The 17,656-nt window shown below is 70.7% G+C and carries 13 protein-coding genes and 1 riboswitch; of the genes, 7 read left to right on the forward strand and 6 right to left on the reverse strand.

The genetic code is table 11. The features are described from left to right. Positions 1-302: 302 nt before the first annotated feature. Positions 303-1,031: a hypothetical protein gene (locus VT85_RS01490; protein ID WP_068409552.1), complete on the forward strand. Its 729-nt coding sequence runs from the start codon at positions 303-305 to the stop codon at positions 1,029-1,031. Between the two features lie 394 nt (positions 1,032-1,425). Here the strand turns inward: VT85_RS01490 and VT85_RS01495 are convergent, their stop codons facing one another. From VT85_RS01495 to VT85_RS01505, 3 genes are all read right to left on the reverse strand, one after another. After that, entirely contained in the window at positions 1,426-2,421 is a 996-nt protein-coding gene (locus VT85_RS01495) for a malate dehydrogenase (protein ID WP_068409554.1), read from the reverse strand. A gap of 90 nt (positions 2,422-2,511) precedes the next feature. Continuing rightward, a complete protein-coding gene (locus VT85_RS01500; protein WP_068409556.1) occupies positions 2,512-3,993 on the reverse strand; it encodes an MFS transporter in 1,482 nt (493 codons plus the stop codon). Between the two features lie 147 nt (positions 3,994-4,140). Continuing rightward, positions 4,141-7,365, reverse strand: a complete 3,225-nt coding sequence (locus tag VT85_RS01505; protein ID WP_156512610.1) for a HEAT repeat domain-containing protein — start codon at positions 7,363-7,365, stop codon at positions 4,141-4,143. Positions 7,366-8,183: 818 nt separating this feature from the next. Between VT85_RS01505 and VT85_RS01510 the strand changes: the two genes are divergently transcribed. Next, positions 8,184-9,410, forward strand: coding sequence for an MFS transporter (locus VT85_RS01510; protein WP_068409558.1), 1,227 nt, complete (start codon positions 8,184-8,186; stop codon positions 9,408-9,410). Between the two features lie 33 nt (positions 9,411-9,443). Here the strand turns inward: VT85_RS01510 and VT85_RS01515 are convergent, their stop codons facing one another. Then, positions 9,444-10,034, reverse strand: coding sequence for a DUF5658 family protein (locus tag VT85_RS01515; RefSeq protein WP_068409560.1), 591 nt, complete (start codon positions 10,032-10,034; stop codon positions 9,444-9,446). Between the two features lie 154 nt (positions 10,035-10,188). Here VT85_RS01515 and VT85_RS01520 point away from each other — a divergent pair, with 154 nt between their 5' ends. From VT85_RS01520 to VT85_RS01530, 3 genes are all read left to right on the forward strand, one after another. Further along, complete coding sequence (locus VT85_RS01520) at positions 10,189-10,665, forward strand: MarR family winged helix-turn-helix transcriptional regulator (protein WP_068409562.1); 477 nt, start codon at positions 10,189-10,191, stop codon at positions 10,663-10,665. A 68-nt stretch (positions 10,666-10,733) separates the two neighbouring features. After that, positions 10,734-11,432, forward strand: a complete 699-nt coding sequence (locus tag VT85_RS01525) for a pirin family protein (RefSeq protein WP_068409564.1) — start codon at positions 10,734-10,736, stop codon at positions 11,430-11,432. A gap of 199 nt (positions 11,433-11,631) precedes the next feature. Beyond that, complete coding sequence (locus VT85_RS01530) at positions 11,632-12,075, forward strand: DoxX family protein (protein ID WP_068409566.1); 444 nt, start codon at positions 11,632-11,634, stop codon at positions 12,073-12,075. A gap of 38 nt (positions 12,076-12,113) precedes the next feature. Here VT85_RS01530 and VT85_RS01535 read toward each other — a convergent pair whose 3' ends face one another. Further along, the gene (locus tag VT85_RS01535; protein ID WP_068409568.1) at positions 12,114-13,379 is read right to left on the reverse strand and encodes a TolC family protein; all 1,266 of its coding nucleotides are present in this window, start codon (positions 13,377-13,379) and stop codon (positions 12,114-12,116) included. Between the two features lie 527 nt (positions 13,380-13,906). Continuing rightward, positions 13,907-14,770 (reverse strand): DUF4465 domain-containing protein, encoded by an 864-nt coding sequence (locus VT85_RS01540; RefSeq protein WP_068409570.1) that lies wholly within the window; start codon positions 14,768-14,770, stop codon positions 13,907-13,909. Between the two features lie 133 nt (positions 14,771-14,903). After that, positions 14,904-15,088, reverse strand: a riboswitch (cobalamin riboswitch). Between the two features lie 228 nt (positions 15,089-15,316). Here VT85_RS01540 and VT85_RS01545 point away from each other — a divergent pair. Together VT85_RS01545 and VT85_RS01550 are read left to right on the forward strand one after the other, a co-directional pair. Continuing rightward, positions 15,317-16,579: a hypothetical protein gene (locus tag VT85_RS01545; RefSeq protein ID WP_197491033.1), complete on the forward strand. Its 1,263-nt coding sequence runs from the start codon at positions 15,317-15,319 to the stop codon at positions 16,577-16,579. A gap of 176 nt (positions 16,580-16,755) precedes the next feature. Beyond that, complete coding sequence (locus VT85_RS01550; RefSeq protein WP_231871442.1) at positions 16,756-17,649, forward strand: glycosyltransferase family 2 protein; 894 nt, start codon at positions 16,756-16,758, stop codon at positions 17,647-17,649. Positions 17,650-17,656: the final 7 nt, after the last annotated feature.

Genomic DNA, 17,656 nt, shown 5'->3' on the forward strand with positions numbered 1-17,656 from the left:
CCACGGGGCGATGTCGACGAAACGCGACGAGACTCCTTACGGAACACCACTTCAAGGGGGTGGGGAGACTGCGATCGGGGTGCCACGGGTTCTCCGAATCCGTGGATCGGCGTCGGGCCGGTCCCGAGCCTGCGCGACCTGTTCCCGCCCCGCTCCTCGCCCGCCCCCTGCCCTGATCGAGCCCGACACTTCGCCATACATTGACCGAGCGCCGCCGATCGACTAGAGTCGCCGAGGCCCGATGGCTGCGCCGGGCTCGCCGCCGCCTCGCATCATGATCGGCTCGCATCAAGGAGGATGGGATGTCGCCGAACCGCCGCCCCGTATGCGCGTGGACCCTGTCGGCCCTTGCTCTCGCCCTGGCCGTCGGGGGCGACGCATTCGCCTCGCCGATCGACTCGGCCGCGCCCGAAGGGCCGCGACACGAATTCTCCTACAGCACGACCGCCCGGCTCGACGATTTCGGGCCGTGGCCGCTCCCCGGCCTCACGTTTCAGGGGGTGCAGGGCCGGACCGTCCAGTCCGCCTCGCCATTCCCGGCCGCTTCCTTCCCCGACGCGCTGCCCGAAGGCTCGACCGTCGACTTCCCGCTCGGCCGCCTGGTGATCGACGCCGCCCCGCAGGGGATCACGGAAGGGAGCGGGACGTTCCGGATCGAGGTCCGCGTCGAGGCCGTCGACGGCGTCCGCCTCGCCGACCCGCTGCTCGCGACGATCCAGGGCTTCGCCTCGGTCGTCCTTCGCGCCGACGGCGAGCCCATGCTGCGCTACGGGGTCGTCGGCTACGAGGTCCACCCCCCCTACACCCCTCCGCTTCCGACCGCCGGCCATTTCGCCCACGACGAGCTGAGCCACAGCCTCCTCGTCCCCGACCTCCATCACGAATTCGCGGCCTCCCCCGGGTCCTCCTTCTCGCTCGACGCCCGCCTCCTCAGCGCCCGGATCTATCACAATCCCGAGCCCGCCGCCTGGCTCGTCTTCGCCGCCGCCATCACCCTCGCCGGCGCCCGCCTGCGCCGAAATCCCGCCTGAACCGCGGCCGTCGCGTTGCGATCATGCCCTCACCCTTGGTGGGAGAAGACGGCCGAAGTCCGGATGATGGTCCCCCTCGCCCGGCGTTCGGCCTACTTCTGCCATCAGGGGGGGAGGGATGACGTCGCCGGCTTCCGGCTTCGTCGACGGCCGACGGAATCGCGCATGCCGGGGCGCATTCGGGCGCATGGTCAAGGTAAGGGACGCTGCGCGGCGTCGCTCCTGGGCAATCCGATGTACACCGGAAGATCGGCCGAATGCGGGGGTGAAGGAAGTGCGCGAACGAAGCCAATTGAAAACGGGACAAGTCCTTGAAAATAAAGGACTTGCCCCGGAAATCGCGATTGGCTTCGCTCGTGGAGCGAAGCCAATTTTCGGTTTGATTCGCGGATCGTCAGAGGGCGGGGCCGAGGAGGTCCTTGACGGCGTCGCGTTCGGAGATGAGTTCGGCGGCGGAGGCGTCGAGGCGCTTCCGGGCGTCGTCGTCGATGGCGACGTCGGGGACGATGGACCAGGCGCCCTCGCCCTTGGACTGGAGCGGGAAGCTGTAGATCAGGCCCGAGGGGATGCCGTAGCTGCCGTCGGAGACGACGGCGGTGCTGAACCACTCGTCGGTCGGGGTGGGGTGGTAGAGGTTGGCGACGGTGTCGATGGCGGCGTTGGCGGCCGAGGCGGCCGAGGAGGCGCCGCGGGCCTTGATGACGGCCCCGCCCCGCTTGGCGACGGTGGGGATGAAGGTGTCGGTGAACCAGGCGTCGTCGCGGATGACCTTCGGAGCCGGCACGCCGGCGATCTCGGCGTTCTTGTAGTCCGGGTACTGGGTGTCGCTATGGTTGCCCCAGATGGTCACCTTCTTGACCGAGGAGACCGGCACGCCGGCCTTGCGGGCGATCTGCGCGGTGGCCCGGTTCTGGTCGAGCATGGTCATCGCGAACCAGCGATCGGCGGCGACCTTGGGGGCGTGCGACTTGGCGATCAGGCAGTTGGTGTTGCACGGGTTGGCCACGGTCACGACCCGGACGTTCGGCCCGGCGACCTCGTTGACCGCCTTGCCCATGCCGGTGAAGATCGGTCCGTTGGCCCGGATCAGGTCGGCCCGGGTCATGCCGTCCTTGCGCGGCAGGCCCCCCACCAGGATCACCCAGTCGGCGTCGGCGAAGGCGACCTCGGCCTTGTCCGAGGCCTTGACGTCGGTCAGCAGCGGGAAGGCGCAGTCCTCCAGCTCCATGATCGTCCCGTTCAGCGACGGCAGGGCCGGCGTGATTTCCAGGAGCTGCAGCGCGACCGGGCGGTCGGCGCCGAACAGGGCGCCCGACGCGATCCGGAACAGCAAGGCGTATCCGATCTGGCCGCCGGCCCCGGTGATCGCGACGCGGATGGGAGTGGACATCTTGAAAGGTTCTCCAAAATCATCGAGTAAAGAGACGTTTAGGATTGATACGTGTCTAGGTGTTTCGGCGATCCGGGCTCGCGCTCGCGTTCAGGGGCCGGGGGCGGCCTCGGCGCGGGGGGCGGCGGGCCTCGGCGCCGCGGCGCGGAGGTTGCCCAGCATCAGGGCCGACTCGCGCGGCAGGTGGCGGGCCCCGCAGGCCAGCACGAAGCACGCGGCCAGGAGGGTGGGCGCCGCCGCCAGCAGCGCGGCGGACAGGTTCTCCGGGGGACGCCCGCCCATCACTCGGGGGACGGCCCCCATCGCCGCCAGCGCCCGGCCGAACGGGGTGGCCATGGCGTCGGCCTGTCCGAAGACCTCGGCGGCCCAGGCCATCAGCCGGGGCGACCAGGCCTCCCCCAGCAGGTGCGAGACCGCCAGAGCCGAGCCGCAGGCCACCCCGCGGAGGTTCGGCGCGGCGACCGACGCCAGGATGGCGTAGCAAGGGCCGATCGTGGCGAACAGCAGGGCGATCGTCGCGAACAGCACCGCGAACTGCCAGGTCCGGCCCGGCCCCAGGACCATCACCAGCCAGAGCGGCGCCGCCGCCATCGCCGCCGTCGCCGCGACCAGGAAGTCGGCCCGAGGATCGGTTCGCCCCCAACGGTCGGCCAGCCAGCCGCCCGCCAGCAGGCCCACGGCGGCCGCCGCCGGCGGCAGCGTGGCCGTCACCAGCGCCGCCTGGGGCTCCGACAGATTGCGCACCCCCACCAGGAACGTCGGCAGCCAGGCGAACAGCCCGCCGATCGCGAACCCGGTGAACGTCAGGCCGAAGACCGAGTAGGTGAACGACGAGTTGACCATCAGGTCCACGTAGTCCGCCCCGCTCGCCCCCAGCGCCTCATGCCGGCGAAGCAGCGGGACGGGCACCCCCTCGCTGACCCCGCGCACCGGGTCGGGGAGGGTCAGGCTGGCCATCGCCAGGATCAGGGCCGGCGCCCCGGCGATCAGAAACGCCGTGTGCCAGGTGGTGAGGTCGGCCAGGACCGGACCGAGCCCCAACGCGGCGGCCGCGCCGACGGGACCGGCCAGGAAGTAGATCGCCAGCACCCGGGCCCGGACCGTCCGGGGGAACAGGTCCATCAGCATCGTCAGGGCGACGACGCTGAACGTGGCCGTGCCGATCCCCACCAGGGCCCTCGCCCGCTGGAGCGGTTCGAACGAGCCCGCCAGCCCCGTGCCGACGCTCGCCAGCCCGAAGACGGCGATCCCCAGCGCCAGCAGGCGGGGGCGTCGGATGCGGTCGGCGAAGTAGCCCAGGGTCGGGGCCACGAGCGCCGCGGCGACCAGCGGCAGGGTCTCCAGGCGATCGGCCTGGTCTTCCCAGAGGTCCAGCTCGCGGCCCAGGGGGAGGAGCAAGGCAGTGAACAGCCAGCGGTCGACCGAGGCCAGGACATGGGCCAGGAAGAGAAATCCGAGCATGGCCCACGCCCACCACGGGGCCGATCGGGGGTCGGGCAGGCTCGCGAAACGGTCGGGTCGCGACGGCGACGGTTCCCCCTCCGCGGTCGACTCGTTGCTCGGCTGGCTCACGGACGTGGCTCTCCGCTTCGGTCGTCCCCTGGTCGCTTTGAGCCAGAGTTCAGGCGTCGATCGTACGCCAGCGCCGGTGCGGCGTCCAGGGGGCTGGGGCCGCCGCCCGCCCCCTGGAGGTGAGGAACGAAGGCGGCGGCCCTCCCGTCAGGGGCCGGCGGGCGCGGGGGCCGTCGCCGGCTTGACGTCCTTGAGCGACTCCAGGTAGGCGATCAGGTCGGCGAAGTCTCCGGGGGCGAGGCCCTCGGCCAGCCCGGGGGGCATGATCGAGACGTCGCCTCGTTTGCGATCCTCGATCCGCTCGGACTCGATCCGAACGACTTTGGCGTCGGCGTCCTGGATCTCGACGGCCTCGGCGGTCTCGGACTTGAGGACTCCGGAGACGACCCGGCCGTCGTCCAGCGCCAGGACGACCGGCTCGTACCCGCTGGAGATCTTGGCCGAGGGGAACAGGACGGCCGTGATCAGCTCGTCTCGCGGATACTTGGCCCCGACGCTCGACAGCTCCGGCCCGACGGTCGCCCCGCCGGGGCCGACGGCGTGGCACTTGACGCAGGCGAGCCCCTTCAGGTCGTCGAAGATCACCTTCCCCTTCATCGGGTCGCCCTCCCCCTTCAGCGCCTCCACGCGGTAGGCCTCGGGGTCGAAGCCGCCGGCGGCCGGATCCTTCAGGAAGGCGTAGTCGGCCGCCCCGGCGACCGCGACCGAGAAGTCCCACGGTCCGCCGCCGTTGCCGCAGCGGATGACGATCCGATTGGCCCCCGCCTTGAGCTTCACCTCGAAGCGGTCTGACTCGGGAGAGTAGCTCCGATTCTTGGAGAAATCATAGACCGACTCGCCGTTGACCCAGACGGTCAGGGTGTCGTCCGAACCGACGACGACGGCCGCGACGCGGTCGGAGGGGCTCTCGACGTCGGCGACGCCGAAGGCCGATTGCGAGTCGCCGCCGTAGATGCGGGCCAGATTGACCCGGCCGCGAGGGTCGCGGGGCTCGAACGGTTTCCAGCCGATCTTGCGGTCGTCGAGACCGTCCATCTCGGCGTCCGGGTCGATCTCCCCGACGAGCGGGAACGGCGGCGGGGCGTCCTTCGGGAACGGGCCGGCGAGCCGCCACGACCGGATCGGCTCGGCCACCGAGAACGACTCGCGAAGGTCGGGCAAGGCGGCGGCCGGAAGCTCGCGACGGTCGGCGAGCTGATCGAGCCGGGGGACGGACTGGTCCTTCAGCCGGGCGAGCGCGACGGCGGCCCGCTTCCGAAGAACCGGGCTCTTGTCGCCCAGGGCGCCAAGGTAGACCGGGATCGCCGCCGGGTCGGGCGTGGCGGTCAGGGCCTCGACCGCTTCGAACCGGACGTCGTCGCGGTCGGCCGCCGCGATCAGGGCGGGGACCGACGCCGGGTCGGCCAGCTTCCCCAGGGCCTCGACGGCCCGCTTGCGGACCTCCAGGGCCGGGTCTTCGAGACGGCCCCGGATCGCCGCGAGGGCCGGTCCGACGCCCACGCCCCGATTCGGGTCCGGCGACGAGGTCAGCGCCTTGATGAGGGAGGCGGGGGCCTCGCGCTTCACCTTCTCCAGCACCGCGGCCAGCGCCTCGACGGCCGCCTCGCGGACGGCCGGGGCGGGGTTGTCGAGCGTCTTGACCAGCGCGGAGGCCGCCGCGCCGGACTGGAACCGCCCGAGCGCCTCGACCACCCCCTTGCGGCGGTCGTCGCCCAGCGAGGGATCGTCCAGGACTCCCAGCAAGACCGTCGTGGCCGGCTCGCCGCCGATCGCCTCGACCGCCTGGAGGGCCGCGTCGCGAACGACCGCCGGCCCGTTCGGGTCGCGGAGGGCCGCGGCCAGATCCGGCAGGGCCTCGGCGTCTTGCAGCCCGCCGAGCGCCCGGGCGAGCGCCGCACGGGCCTCGGGATCGGCGTCCCTGGCGAATCCGGCCCGAACGAGGGCCTTCGCCTCCTGGTCATCCACCGTGGTCACGGCGTCGGCCGCGGCGATCCGGACGGCCGGCGCGGGGTCCTCGAGCCGGGCTCGGAGCGCGCCCAGGACGGTCGCGGTCTCCTCCCAGTCGACGGTCTTCGCCGGGGCCTTCCCCTTGGCGGGCTGCGTCCCCCACCACTTGCCGTCCCACGGGGGCGTCTCGCGGGCCGCCGAGGCCAGCCGCCGCACCGCGATCGCCCGGTCGGCCGGCTCGCCGCCGCCCACCGCGAAGTCCGCCAGGACCTTCACGGCCTCCTTGCGGTAGACCCCTTCGAGGGCCAGCAGCAGCCCCTCGCGGACCTGGGCGTCGGGCGAGGCGAGGCCCTGGCCGACCTTGTCCCAGTCGCCGATCCGGGCCAGCGCCTTGCGGGCGGAGAAGGCGAGGAAGACGTCCGGGTCGGCGACCATCGGGATCAGCGCCGCCACCGACTCCGACGCGCCGAGGCGTCCCAGGGCGATGACCGCCTGGAGTCGGACGACGGGCTCGGGGTCGGAGAGCCGCTCGATCAGGGCGTCGGTCGCGATCGGTCCGAACTCCAGCCCGATCGCGCGGGCGGCCTGGGCGCGGACGTCGGCCGCCTCATCTTTCAGGGCCGCCATCAGGGGCTCGGCCCCGCGAGGGGATCGGGGGGCGATCCCGGCGACGGTCCAGGTCAGGTGGCGTTTGGCGACCTCGGGGGTCTCGGGCTTCGCCAGGGCGGCCGTCACGTCGTCGTAGGCGGCCTCGCCGTGGGCGATCAGCGCCCGCTGGGCGCGGAGTCGCTCGGACCGCGCGGGGTGGTCGAGCTGGGCGATCAGCGCGGGGACGGGATCGGCGTCGGAGCCTCGGGGCTTCGTCGCGATCGGCCCGCCCGCCTCGTCGGGCGTGACGGCGTACACGCGGCCGAGCATGTCCTTCTTCTCGCCCCAGCCTCCCATCGACCAGTCGGCGACGTACATCGTCCGGCCGTCGTGCGAGAGGGCCAGGTCGATCGGCCGGAAGTCCTCGACCTCGCCGGGCTGGACGAAGTCGATCACGTCGGCCACCTCGAAGCTCGCCCCTTTGGGCTTGAACCGGAAGGCCCGCACGGCGCGTTTGCCCCACTCGGCCCAGAAGGCCCGGCCGCGGTACTCCTCGGGCCAGGCGTCTTCCTCATAGACGACGCCGCCGCAGGGGGAGCCGCCGCCGTATTCGGCCATGTGGGGGAGGATCCTGTCCTTGCGGTCGTGGTAGTCGAACGGATAGCCGTAGTAGCCGCCGTCGACGTGGTGGACGACCCGCGTCCACCAGCCGAGGCCGTCGTCGGTGTTGTCGTAGGTGAACAGGTCGTCGCGGGCGTCGAGGTTCGGCTCCAGGTGGTTGCGGGTGCCGTTGGAGAGGACCTCCAGGTCGGTCCCGTCGGGGCGGCAGCGGACCACGCCCCCCCCTTGAGCTGGATCGTCCGGCCGTCCGGCCCCGTCGCCTTCGGGACGCCCTTGTCCCCCACGGAGATATAAAGATAGCCGTCCATGCCGATTTGAATGCCCGAGACGATGTGGTCGTTGAGCATGTTCGGGAAGCCGGGGCCGACGCCCATGTCGGTGAACAGCTCCTTGCGCTCGTCGGCCTTGCCGTCGCCGTCGGTGTCGCGGAGGACGGTCAGGTTGGGCATGTTCATGACGTAGAGCGCGCCGTCGCGCCAGAGCATCCCGAAGACGGCGTTGAGCCCCTCGGCGAAGACGGTCGGCTCCTGGCCGGGGCGGAACAGCAGGACGCGGTCGATGGGCTTGTCGGCCGGCCCGATCTGGTCCATCGGGTCCTCGCCGACGAACAGCGAGCCGTCCGGGGCCGTCGCCAGCTGGCACGGGTACGAGACCGCCGGCACCGCCGCGACCAGGCGGATCTTGAACCCGTCGGGCACCTTGGGCAGGTCTCCTCGGGCCGGGGCGGCGAGGGCCAGGCCGAGCAGAAGGGCGACCGGGGCGGCGAGCCGCGAGGCGCGCGGGAGGGGGGCCGAGGGCATGGGGCGGGCGTCCTGTGGGGGGGCGAATGACCGGAAGACGAGGGATGGCGACGATTGTACAACCGTTGTCGAACCGGCCGCAACCTTGGCGCGGGCCTCGCGAAGACGCGATCGACGGCGGCCTCGGCGAACCGCGCGGCGGCTCGCGCCGTCTTTTCTTAGACTGGGGATCGTCGATGTCGGGGGGAGGACCCCGGTCGCGACGCTTTCGCGGCGAGGTTCAGGGAGGGGCGCATGGTGGAGAGCGGTGATGGGGTCGTGGTCTCGATCGATCGACGGGCCGTGGAGGGGACGGCGGCCGCCGTGCTGGCGGCGCTCAGCGTGTCGCACATGCTCAACGACGCGATGCAGTCGCTGATGCCTGCGGTCTATCCGCTGCTGAAGGTCAAGTACGCGCTGACGTTCACCCAGGTGGGGCTGATCACGTTCACCTTCCAGGCGACGGCGTCGCTGTTGCAGCCGGTGGTCGGGATCTCGACGGATCGTCGGCCGCGGCCGTTCTCGCTCGCCTTCGGGATGATCTTCACCTTCGTCGGCCTGCTGATGCTCGCCGGGGCGAACCGGTTCGGGGCGATCCTGCTGGCCTCCGGGCTCGTGGGGGTGGGCTCGTCGGTGTTCCACCCGGAGGCTTCGCGCGTGGCCCGGCTGGCGTCCGGGGGGCGGCACGGCTTCGCGCAGTCCTTCTTCCAGGTCGGCGGCAACGCGGGGACGGCGCTCGGGCCGTTGCTGGCGGCCTACGTCGTCATGCCGTTCGGCCAGGGGAGCATCGCCTGGTGCTCGGCCGCCGCCTTGACGGCCATCGCCATCCTCTACGCGGTGGGACGTTGGTACGACCGCCGGCTGGTCGCGGGCCGGGCGGTCGCGGCGCGAGCGACCGCCGGCCCTCGCGAGGGGCTGTCGCGGGCCCGCGTGGGCTGGGCCGTCGCGATCCTGCTGGTCCTGGTCTTCTCCAAGTATTTCTACATGGCCAGCCTGGGGAGCTACTACACCTTCTACCTGATCGACAAGTTCGGCGTCTCGGTCGAATCGTCGCAGCTTTATTTGTTCGTGTTTCTGGGGGCGGTGGCGGCCGGTACGCTGGCGGGCGGGCCGATCGGCGATCGGATCGGGTTCAAGGCGGTGATCTGGGGCTCGATCCTGGGCGTCGTCCCGTTCACGCTGGTCTTGCCTTATGCGAACCTCTTCTGGACGGTCGTCCTGACGGTCCCGATCGGGGTGGTGCTGGCCTCGGCGTTCTCGGCCATCATCGTCTACGCGCAGGAGCTGCTCCCCAGCCGCGTGGGGCTGGTGGCGGGCCTCTTCTTCGGATTCGCCTTCGGCATGGGGGGCCTCGGCGCCGCCGTGCTCGGGGTGCTCGCCGACCGCACGAGCATCGAGTACGTCTACCACGTCTGCTCGTTCCTGCCCCTGATCGGCGTGCTGACCGCCTTCCTGCCGGACCTGAAGGCGAAGCCGGCCTGACCGTCGAGGCCGGCGGCGATGAGCGCCGGCCGCCTACTCCCCGCCGAAGTGCCCGAAGGCCAGCCGCATCCCCTGGAGCACGACCAGGCCCGTCGCCAGGCAGCCGGTCAGGATCACGAATCGACCCAGGCCGGGGCGGCGGCGCTCGACCACCTCGCCGACGACGACCACGAAGGCGACGACCGAGAACTTGAACACGGTCATCCCCGCGATGTCCCACCTGACGAAGACGAACTGGGCGATCGGGTTCGACTCGTAGAATTTCGGGTGGGCTCGCAGCAGGTGATGGGTCGTCATCAGGTCGGCCACGCTGAGCAGGACCAGGGCGAGGATCTCGGCCTCCAGGACGTTGCCGCGACGGGCCGTCTCGTGGAAGAAGCCCCGCCAGAAGGACCTCGTCGGACGCGGCGCGGGGACCGGCGAGGGCTCCGGGGCCGGGATCGCGGCCGGCGGCGATTCCGCCAGCGCGTAGGGCTCCGGCGCGGTCCCGCGCGGCGCCCGCTGGACGGCCCCGCAGTGCGGGCAACGCCCCCGCCCCCCCGCGACGATCGCCGGCGCGACCACGATCAGGCCGCACCATTCGCACGGGAACCGGACGTTCCCCGCCTCGTCCCCCGTCGTCATCGAAGAACCTCCCCGGCCCTCGGCCGACCGCCGATCACACCATGCACGCCCCCGCCCCGTCCAGCGGAATCCGTCGCCGAAGGTTGACTCGACGATAGTTGACGTGTAAATTAAATACGGGTCAAGCAAGTGGGTCGTGATGGGGGAGGCGGTCATGTCGGGGAGCGACCTGGGGCGGAGGATCGGCAAGCGGGAGCCGTTCGGCGCGAAGGAGGAGGCGGCGATGCTGAATCTCGTGAGGACGGCGGATCGCGTGCAGTCGCACGCCGGGAGGCTGCTCCGCGAGCACGGCCTGTCGCACGCCCAGTACAACGTCCTGCGGATCCTCCGGGGGCTCGGCGGGCCGACGCCGATCCTGGAGATCGCCGAGCGGATGCTCACGGAGACCCCCGGAATCACCGGCCTGATCGATCGCCTGGAGAAGCTGGAGATGGTCGAGCGCCGACGCTGCGAAAGCGACCGGCGAGTGATCCACGTGGTCATCACGCCCAGGGGCGAGGCGGTCCTCAAGGGGCTGGACGCCCCCCTCAAGGAGTTGCAGGCCCGCGTCTGCTCGCCGCTGACCGCGACCGAGCTGGACGCCTTCGTCCGCCTGCTGGACAAGGTCCGCGAGCCGCTCGAAGGGCCGTAGCGCCGGGGGAGCCCTGGGCGTCGACCGGTGGTTTCCAACGCACGCGATTCATATGAGGAGTTCGAGCCATGATCACGATTCGTAAGGCGGCTGACAGAGGCGGCGCCGACTACGGCTGGCTGCAGACGGCCTACACCTTCTCATTCAACACGTATCACGACCCCGAGCACATGGGGTTCCGCGTCCTTCGCGTCATCAACGAGGACGTGATCCAGGGCGGCGGCGGGTTCGGCGAGCACGGGCACCGCGACATGGAGATCGTCACCTACGTCCTCTCCGGGGCGCTGGGCCATCGCGACAGCATGGGCCACGCGTCGGAGCTTCGGGCCGGCGAATTCCAGCGCATGACCGCCGGCAAGGGGGTGCGGCACAGCGAGATGAACGCGTCGGCCGACGAACCGGTCCACCTCTATCAGATCTGGCTCCTGCCCGATCGACGGGGGTTGGAGCCCGGTTACGAACAGAAGGCGTTCCCCGAGGCCGACCGGCGCGGCGCGTGGCAGCTCGTCGCCTCGCCCGACGGCCTCGACGGCTCGCTCCGGATCCATCAGGATGCGTCGATCTACCTGGCGAACCTCGACGCCGACGCCGCGCTGAGCCGCCCGCTCGACGACGGCCGCCACGCCTGGCTCCAGGTCCTGAAGGGCTCCGTCGAGATCGACGGCCAGACCCTCGACGCCGGCGACGGCGCGTCCGTCAGCCGCCAATCGTCCCTCGACCTCCGGGCCGTCCAGCCCGCCGAGGTCATGCTCTTCGACCTCGCCTGAGCCGAGGCCGCGAACACTCAAAGCCGACTTATGTCGATGCGAGGCCGGATCGAGAGGGCGAGCACGGAGATCGTCGCTTTCTCGCTTCCTCCGCGATGATGGTCCCCCTCATCCGGCCCTTCGGGTCACCTTCCCCCACCAGGGGGAAGGGGTGTTTGCCTAAAACGGTTTCAGGTTTTCATGTCCGCAGGAGTTTCTCATGCATCCGACGATTCAGGGTCTGCTGAGCGTGGCGGGGCGGGTGGCGCTTTCGACGATCTTTCTGCTGAGCGCGGTCGGGAACAAGATCCCGAACTACGGCGCGGTGACCGAGTACATGGCGTCGCACGGCGTCCCGGCGCCCGGGCTGCTGCTCGCGCCAGCGATCCTCTTCCTGGTCGCCGGGAGCGTCTCCGTGGTCCTCGGGTACAAGACGCGGATCGGCGCCCTGCTGCTGTTCCTGTTCCTCGTGCCGACGACGTACTACTTCCACGACTTCTGGAACCTGAGCGGCGATGCGGCCCAGCAGCAGACGATCCAGTTCATGAAGAATCTGTCGATGGCCGGCGCGATGCTTTTCCTGATCGCCAACGGCGGCGGGGCCTGGAGCCTCGACGGCCGCCGGAAGGCGGAGCGGGTCGTCGCGGTCGAGCCCGCCGCCTGACGCCCCGCTCGCGACGTCTTCGTCGGGGCCGGATCGCGTCAGGGGAGGATCCGGGCCCCGACGGCCGAGTTGACGTCCAGGGCGTCGCGGCGATGGCGGACGATGGCGTCTCGGTAGCCCCGCACCCGCTCGTTGAAGTCGCGCTGGGCGTTGAGGAACTCGACGATGTTGGTCTCGCCTCCCTGCCAGCGTCGATAGGCGGCGTCGCGGACGCGGCGGGCGGCGGGGAGGATCTGGCGCTCGGATTCGAGCATGGCCTGGCGGCTCAACTCGAATTCGTGGGCGATCTCGGCGACCTCGTCCTGGACCTGCCGTTCCAGGCGGGCCAGTTCGATGCGGGTCTGGTCGACGTTGAACCGGGCGCGGGCGATGTTCCCCTGGTTGCGGTTGTAGACCGGCAGCGGCGCCGTCAGGCCGACCGCCCATGATCGCGCGGGCTTGAGGCCGTCCGGGGTGTTGTCCTGGAAGGTGTAGGGCTGGTAGAGGAGGTAGAAGTCCGAGAGTCGCGAGCGCTCGGCGAGGCGGACGTCGGCGTGCGAGCGCATGACCCCCAGCCGCTGGGCGGCCAGGTCGGGCCGACGCTCCATCGCGACGGCGATCAGCTCGGCCTCGGCCATCGGCAGCGGGCGTTCGTCGCGGAGCTTGTCGTGGATCTCGATCGAGAGGGCCTGGTCGCGGGGGATGTTCAGGACCTGGGCCAGCGAGCGCGTGGTTCGCACGACCGCCTGGCTCGCCTCGCGGACCTGGAGCCTGGCGACCTCGCTCTGGGCGCGAAGGGCGAAGACCGGGTCTTCGGCGATCTGCTGCTTGTCCAACAAGTCTTCGTTGATGGAGAGGAGGCGATCGATCCCCTCCTGATACTTCAGGCTGTACTCTCGCGTCAGCGTGGCCGCGGCGACGTCGATGAAGGCCGTGTAGAGGTTGTCGATCAGGCGGCGGACGGCGTCCTGGAGCTGGGCCTCCACGGCGCGTTTGGCGACCTCGGCGACCTGGAGCCGGGCCTGCCGCTTCCGGTTGACGTCGAGCGGGTGGGTGATGTTGATGTCGTACTGGGTCTGGCCGCCGGGCCGCTCGCGGTTGAAACTTCCATACGGGACGAGCTGGGCGTCGGCGTAGAAGATGGGGTTGGCGCGGAGGCCGGCGGTGAGGACGTCGGCCTCGGCCATCGGGACCTCGTACTTCAGCGCCAGCAGGTCGAGGTTCTGCTGGAGGAGCAGGTTGACGGCGTCGTCGAGCGACAGGCCGGTCTCGGGCCCGACGGGGACGTCGGCGGCCGGCAGGTCGAGCGCGCCGTAAGCGGGCACGTCGGCCTCGGGGATCGCCGGGATGCGGAAGTCCGGGAGCCCCTCGCGGCGGATGCGGGTCGGGGGGGCGTGCCGGAGTCCAGCGGAGCCCGGGTGTTCGACGGGCCCGGGCGCCCGCCGATGACGGCCGACTCGACCTGGAACGGTGAGAATCCCGAGGCCCCCACCGCCGGCCCGAGCGCGCTCCGGCCCTCGCTGACGCCGGGCGGGTCGGGGACGTCGAATTCCGGGGTCTGGCCGAGGGCCGTCGAGGCGGTCGCCAGCCTCAACAGCCCGACCGCCAACGCCTGGCCGATGACGGATCGGCCGCGCCGCACCGCCGCGATTCGATGGAACATCCTGGGCCCACTCCTGGGACGGCTCCGCCGTCGCCCGCGATCCGCCGGATCGCCGAGGCGAGGTCCGCCCCGGCGCGTCGTTTCGGTTCGTTCCAGGTATCGGTTCCCGGAGTCCCCCCGGTTTAGCGGGTTCCTTTCAACTTCCTGCGCCTGTGGATTCTGCCTGAAGCGCCAGGAGCGCCGAGAGCGTCAGGCCGCGCGTCGACGGCCGCGATGCAGGGCGATTCCGGCCAGGCCGAGCCCCAGCATGGTCCAGGTCGCGGGCTCGGGGACGGCGGTCCCGGTTCCGGGGGCGGACGTGGTGAGGTTGTCGATGGCGGCGACGAGCGGCGTCCGGGCCTCGCCGTTGCGGTCCAGGTCGGTGGACTCGAAGTTGAAGCGGAGGGTCCGGGCGTCCGAGCCGAGCGAGGTCAGGTCGATCGTGCGCCATTTGTCGACGACGTACCAGTCGAGGGGGTTCGCGGCCCGGTAGTCGGCCAGGGTGACGAGGACCGAGCCGATCACGGCGCCGGAGGCGTCGAGGCCCTCGATCGCCAGTTGGAAGAAGTCGCCCGCGGCGAAGGCTCGCGCCCAGCCGTCGCCCTGGGTGACGGCCTGCTGGGTGTACAGCGTGTTGGTCACGTCGATCGAGTAGGCGGACTGTCCCGCGGCCAGCGCGATCGTCGCGTAGCTCGTCAGGTAGGCGCTCTCCGGCGAGAAGGCGATCGCGTAATTGGCCGATCCCCCCGCGCCCGATCCCGGCGCGGCCAGGTACTGATTGAGGAAGTCGAGGTTGGGGTCCGTGCTCAGGGGCGTCGTCTGGTTCGAGAGGGCCCAGCCGTCCCAGTACGGGCCCCAGGTGTCGTCGAACGAGTTGTTGAACCGGTTGCCGTCGATGTCGAAGGCCCGTGACGGCCCGGCGTCGTTGACGATGCTCTCGGGGGCGGTCAGGCCGGGGAGATTCTCGAACGTGGTCGTCGTGTAGACGTCCCCCGCGCGGGCGGACGCGACGACGGCGAGAGAGGAGGAAAGGATGACGGCGAGGATTCGAGCAGAAGCGGACGCGAGGCGCATGGTTGGGACTCCGAGGGAAGACGCGCGCAGGGGGTCCCGCGCGGGGATGGGAGGTCGTCGTTTCCGGTGAGTCGCTGGGAGCAGAAGGCCTGCGTACGCGCTCGCCCGGATGCTCGCGGCCGAAGCATCCCAAGCAATGAGGAGCCTGACGGGCAGGTCTTCTGGCTCTCGGCCTGGCGTCGAGCGGCCTTCCCACCTTGCGGCAGTGGCCCTGCGGCTCGCGCTTCCGGCCGATTACAGCGGCGGCCCCGCGCCGGATTCTCACCGGCTTCCCTATTCTTCCCGTTCCGGGGCCGAGCCGAAGCCGACCCCCCGGGACGCCCGTCAAGCAGGCCGATTAGACCATCGCGTCATGCGGGGCGTCAAGTCGCGGGGCTTTCGGTCGATCGGCGATTGGACTTGAGTCGTTTTTCGAGGTCTGCTAGTTTTCCGCTCGATGATCGCGCGGGGAGCGTCGGGTCCGTCGGCGCCGAAGCTGACGGCGACGGGCCCCTCCCCTGCGCGAGCCGTCCGGATCCGCCCCAACCGGCAAGGAGGCCTCGTGGCATGGATCGCCGCACCGCGCTGAAGCTGACGACTCTGCTGGGCGCCCTCGCGCCGTCGAGGCTCCTGGCGCAGGAGGACAGGCGGCGCGCGCCAAAGTCCCGCCCCCGCGAGGACCTCGAATTCCGCCCCGCCGGCTCCACCACGGCCTCGGCCGACCCGGCGGCCGGCGAGCCCCTGGACTCGGCCGACGCCCCCCCCGCCGGGTTCGTGAACGAGCCCGGCTTCCAGTGGCGGCGCTACCCGATCTCGCGCTACACGCAGGCCGCCCAGGAGCAGAAGGCGCCCCAGAAGGCGATCCTGGACTGGATCTTCCGGCGCACCGGCACGGCCGACTGGCACGGCGAGAGGACCGCCGTGCTGACGGCCAGCAAGAGCGAGCTGCGGGCGTACAACAGCCCCGAGGTGCTCGACCAGGTGGACGAGGTGGTCGAGCGGTTCACGGACTCGATCGAGGACGTGCTGTCGCTGCGCATCCAGGTGGTCGCGGCGGTCGACACCCGCTGGCGGCACACGGTCTACTGGCGTCTGGAGCCGGTCGGCAGCGGCCCCCAGGGGCAGCAGATCTGGACCCTGCGCATGGACGACGCGGCCCTGGTCCTCTCCCAGATGCAGATGCAGCAGGGCTTCCGCCGCCTGGTCGACCAGCGGGTGGAGGTGGTCAACGGCCAGACCTTGACGATCCGCACGTTCGAGCCCCGGACCTACTCCGGCGGCATCCAGCGCGAGAGCGCGGCGGGGACCGGCTTCCAGCCCAAGTCCGACAAGCTGGAAGAGTCCGTCGTCCTGCGGCTCAGCCCCCTGCTCACCTACGACGGCGACGCCCTCGACGCGGCCGTCGACCTGACGGTCAACTCGGTGCAGGCGTTCCAGCGGACCAAGATCATCGCCCCTCGCGAGGTCGGCTCCAGCGAGATGTCGATCGACGTCCCGGTCGCCTACCAGACCCGGCTCGACCAGACCGTCAAGAGCTGGCCGCTGGGCCAGACGCTGCTGCTCAGCGGCGGGATCCACCCCGGCGTCATCGACAAGAAAGGCGGCTGGCTGGGGACCCCCCTGGGGGCGCCCAGCAGCACCGAGGTCCTCGTCTTCCTCGACGCCGAGGTCGCCAGCCGCGCCCGGGGCCGCGCCCGCACCCCGGCCCCCGACGTCGCCCGGAGCCCGGCCGACGAGCTGGACGACAGGTCCGCCAGGGCCCCCGCCCGCAAGCCCGGCGGTCGCGCCGTCCGCGGCCCCGACCTCGACTATGACTATGAGGAGCCCTGACCGCGACGGCCGACCGCGTCGGGCTCCGACCTTCCCTTGATTTCGACCTCCGGCGTATCATGAGATCGCCGGATCATCCCAGTGACGGTCCGTGACGGCGGCCCCACGGGCCCCGGGCGGCGAGGATCGCCCCCGAGCCGTATGCGGCGGATTCGACCCCCAGGAGGTTTTCAACGATGTCGCTCGACCCCGCCCTTTCCACCCGACCGACCCTGGATGGCCCCGAAACCCTCGGCGATCACCCCTCCGACAAGCCGAACTTCATGATCGATGAAGAGCGCCGGGAGTGGCTGCTGAAGAACCTGGGGGCGTCGTTCTGCCGCAAGATCGGCGTCTATCCCATCCCCGCCGAATTCCTGCTCTCCGTCGTCATCCCGGTCTACAACGAGAAGCGGACCATCCACGAGATCCTCCGCCGCGTCCGCGCCGTCCCCATCCGCAAGCAGATCATCCTCGTCGACGACTGCTCCAAGGACGGCACCGCCGACATCCTCCGCGAGCTGGCCGCGACCCAGGACGACCTGGTCGTCGCCTTCCATCAGGTCAACCAGGGGAAGGGCGCCGCCCTCCGCACCGGCTTCCAGCACGCCACCGGCGACGTCGTCATCGTCCAGGACGCCGACCTCGAATACGAGCCCGAGCAATACCCCGAGCTGCTCCAGCCGATCATCGAAGGCCGCGCCGACGTCGTCTTCGGCTCCCGGTTCGTCGGCGAGACCCACCGCGTGCTCTACTTCTGGCACTCGGTGGGCAACAAGGTCCTCACCCTCCTGTCGAACATGTTCACCAACCTGAACCTGACCGATATGGAAGTCTGCTACAAGCTGTTCAAGCGCGAGATCATCCAGAACATCCCGCTGAAGAGCAACCGCTTCGGCTTCGAGCCCGAAGTCACCGCCAAGGTGGCCCGGTTCCGCATGAAGGACGAGAACGGCGGCGACCGCGCCTGCCGGATCTACGAAATCCCCGTCTCCTACCACGGCCGGACCTACCGGGAAGGGAAGAAGATCGGGGTCAAGGACGGCTTCCAGGCCCTTTACTGCATCGTCCGCTACGCCTTCGGCGACTGAGCGACCA

The sequence above is a fragment of the Planctomyces sp. SH-PL62 genome (assembly GCF_001610895.1).
Lineage (GTDB): Bacteria > Planctomycetota > Planctomycetia > Isosphaerales > Isosphaeraceae > Paludisphaera.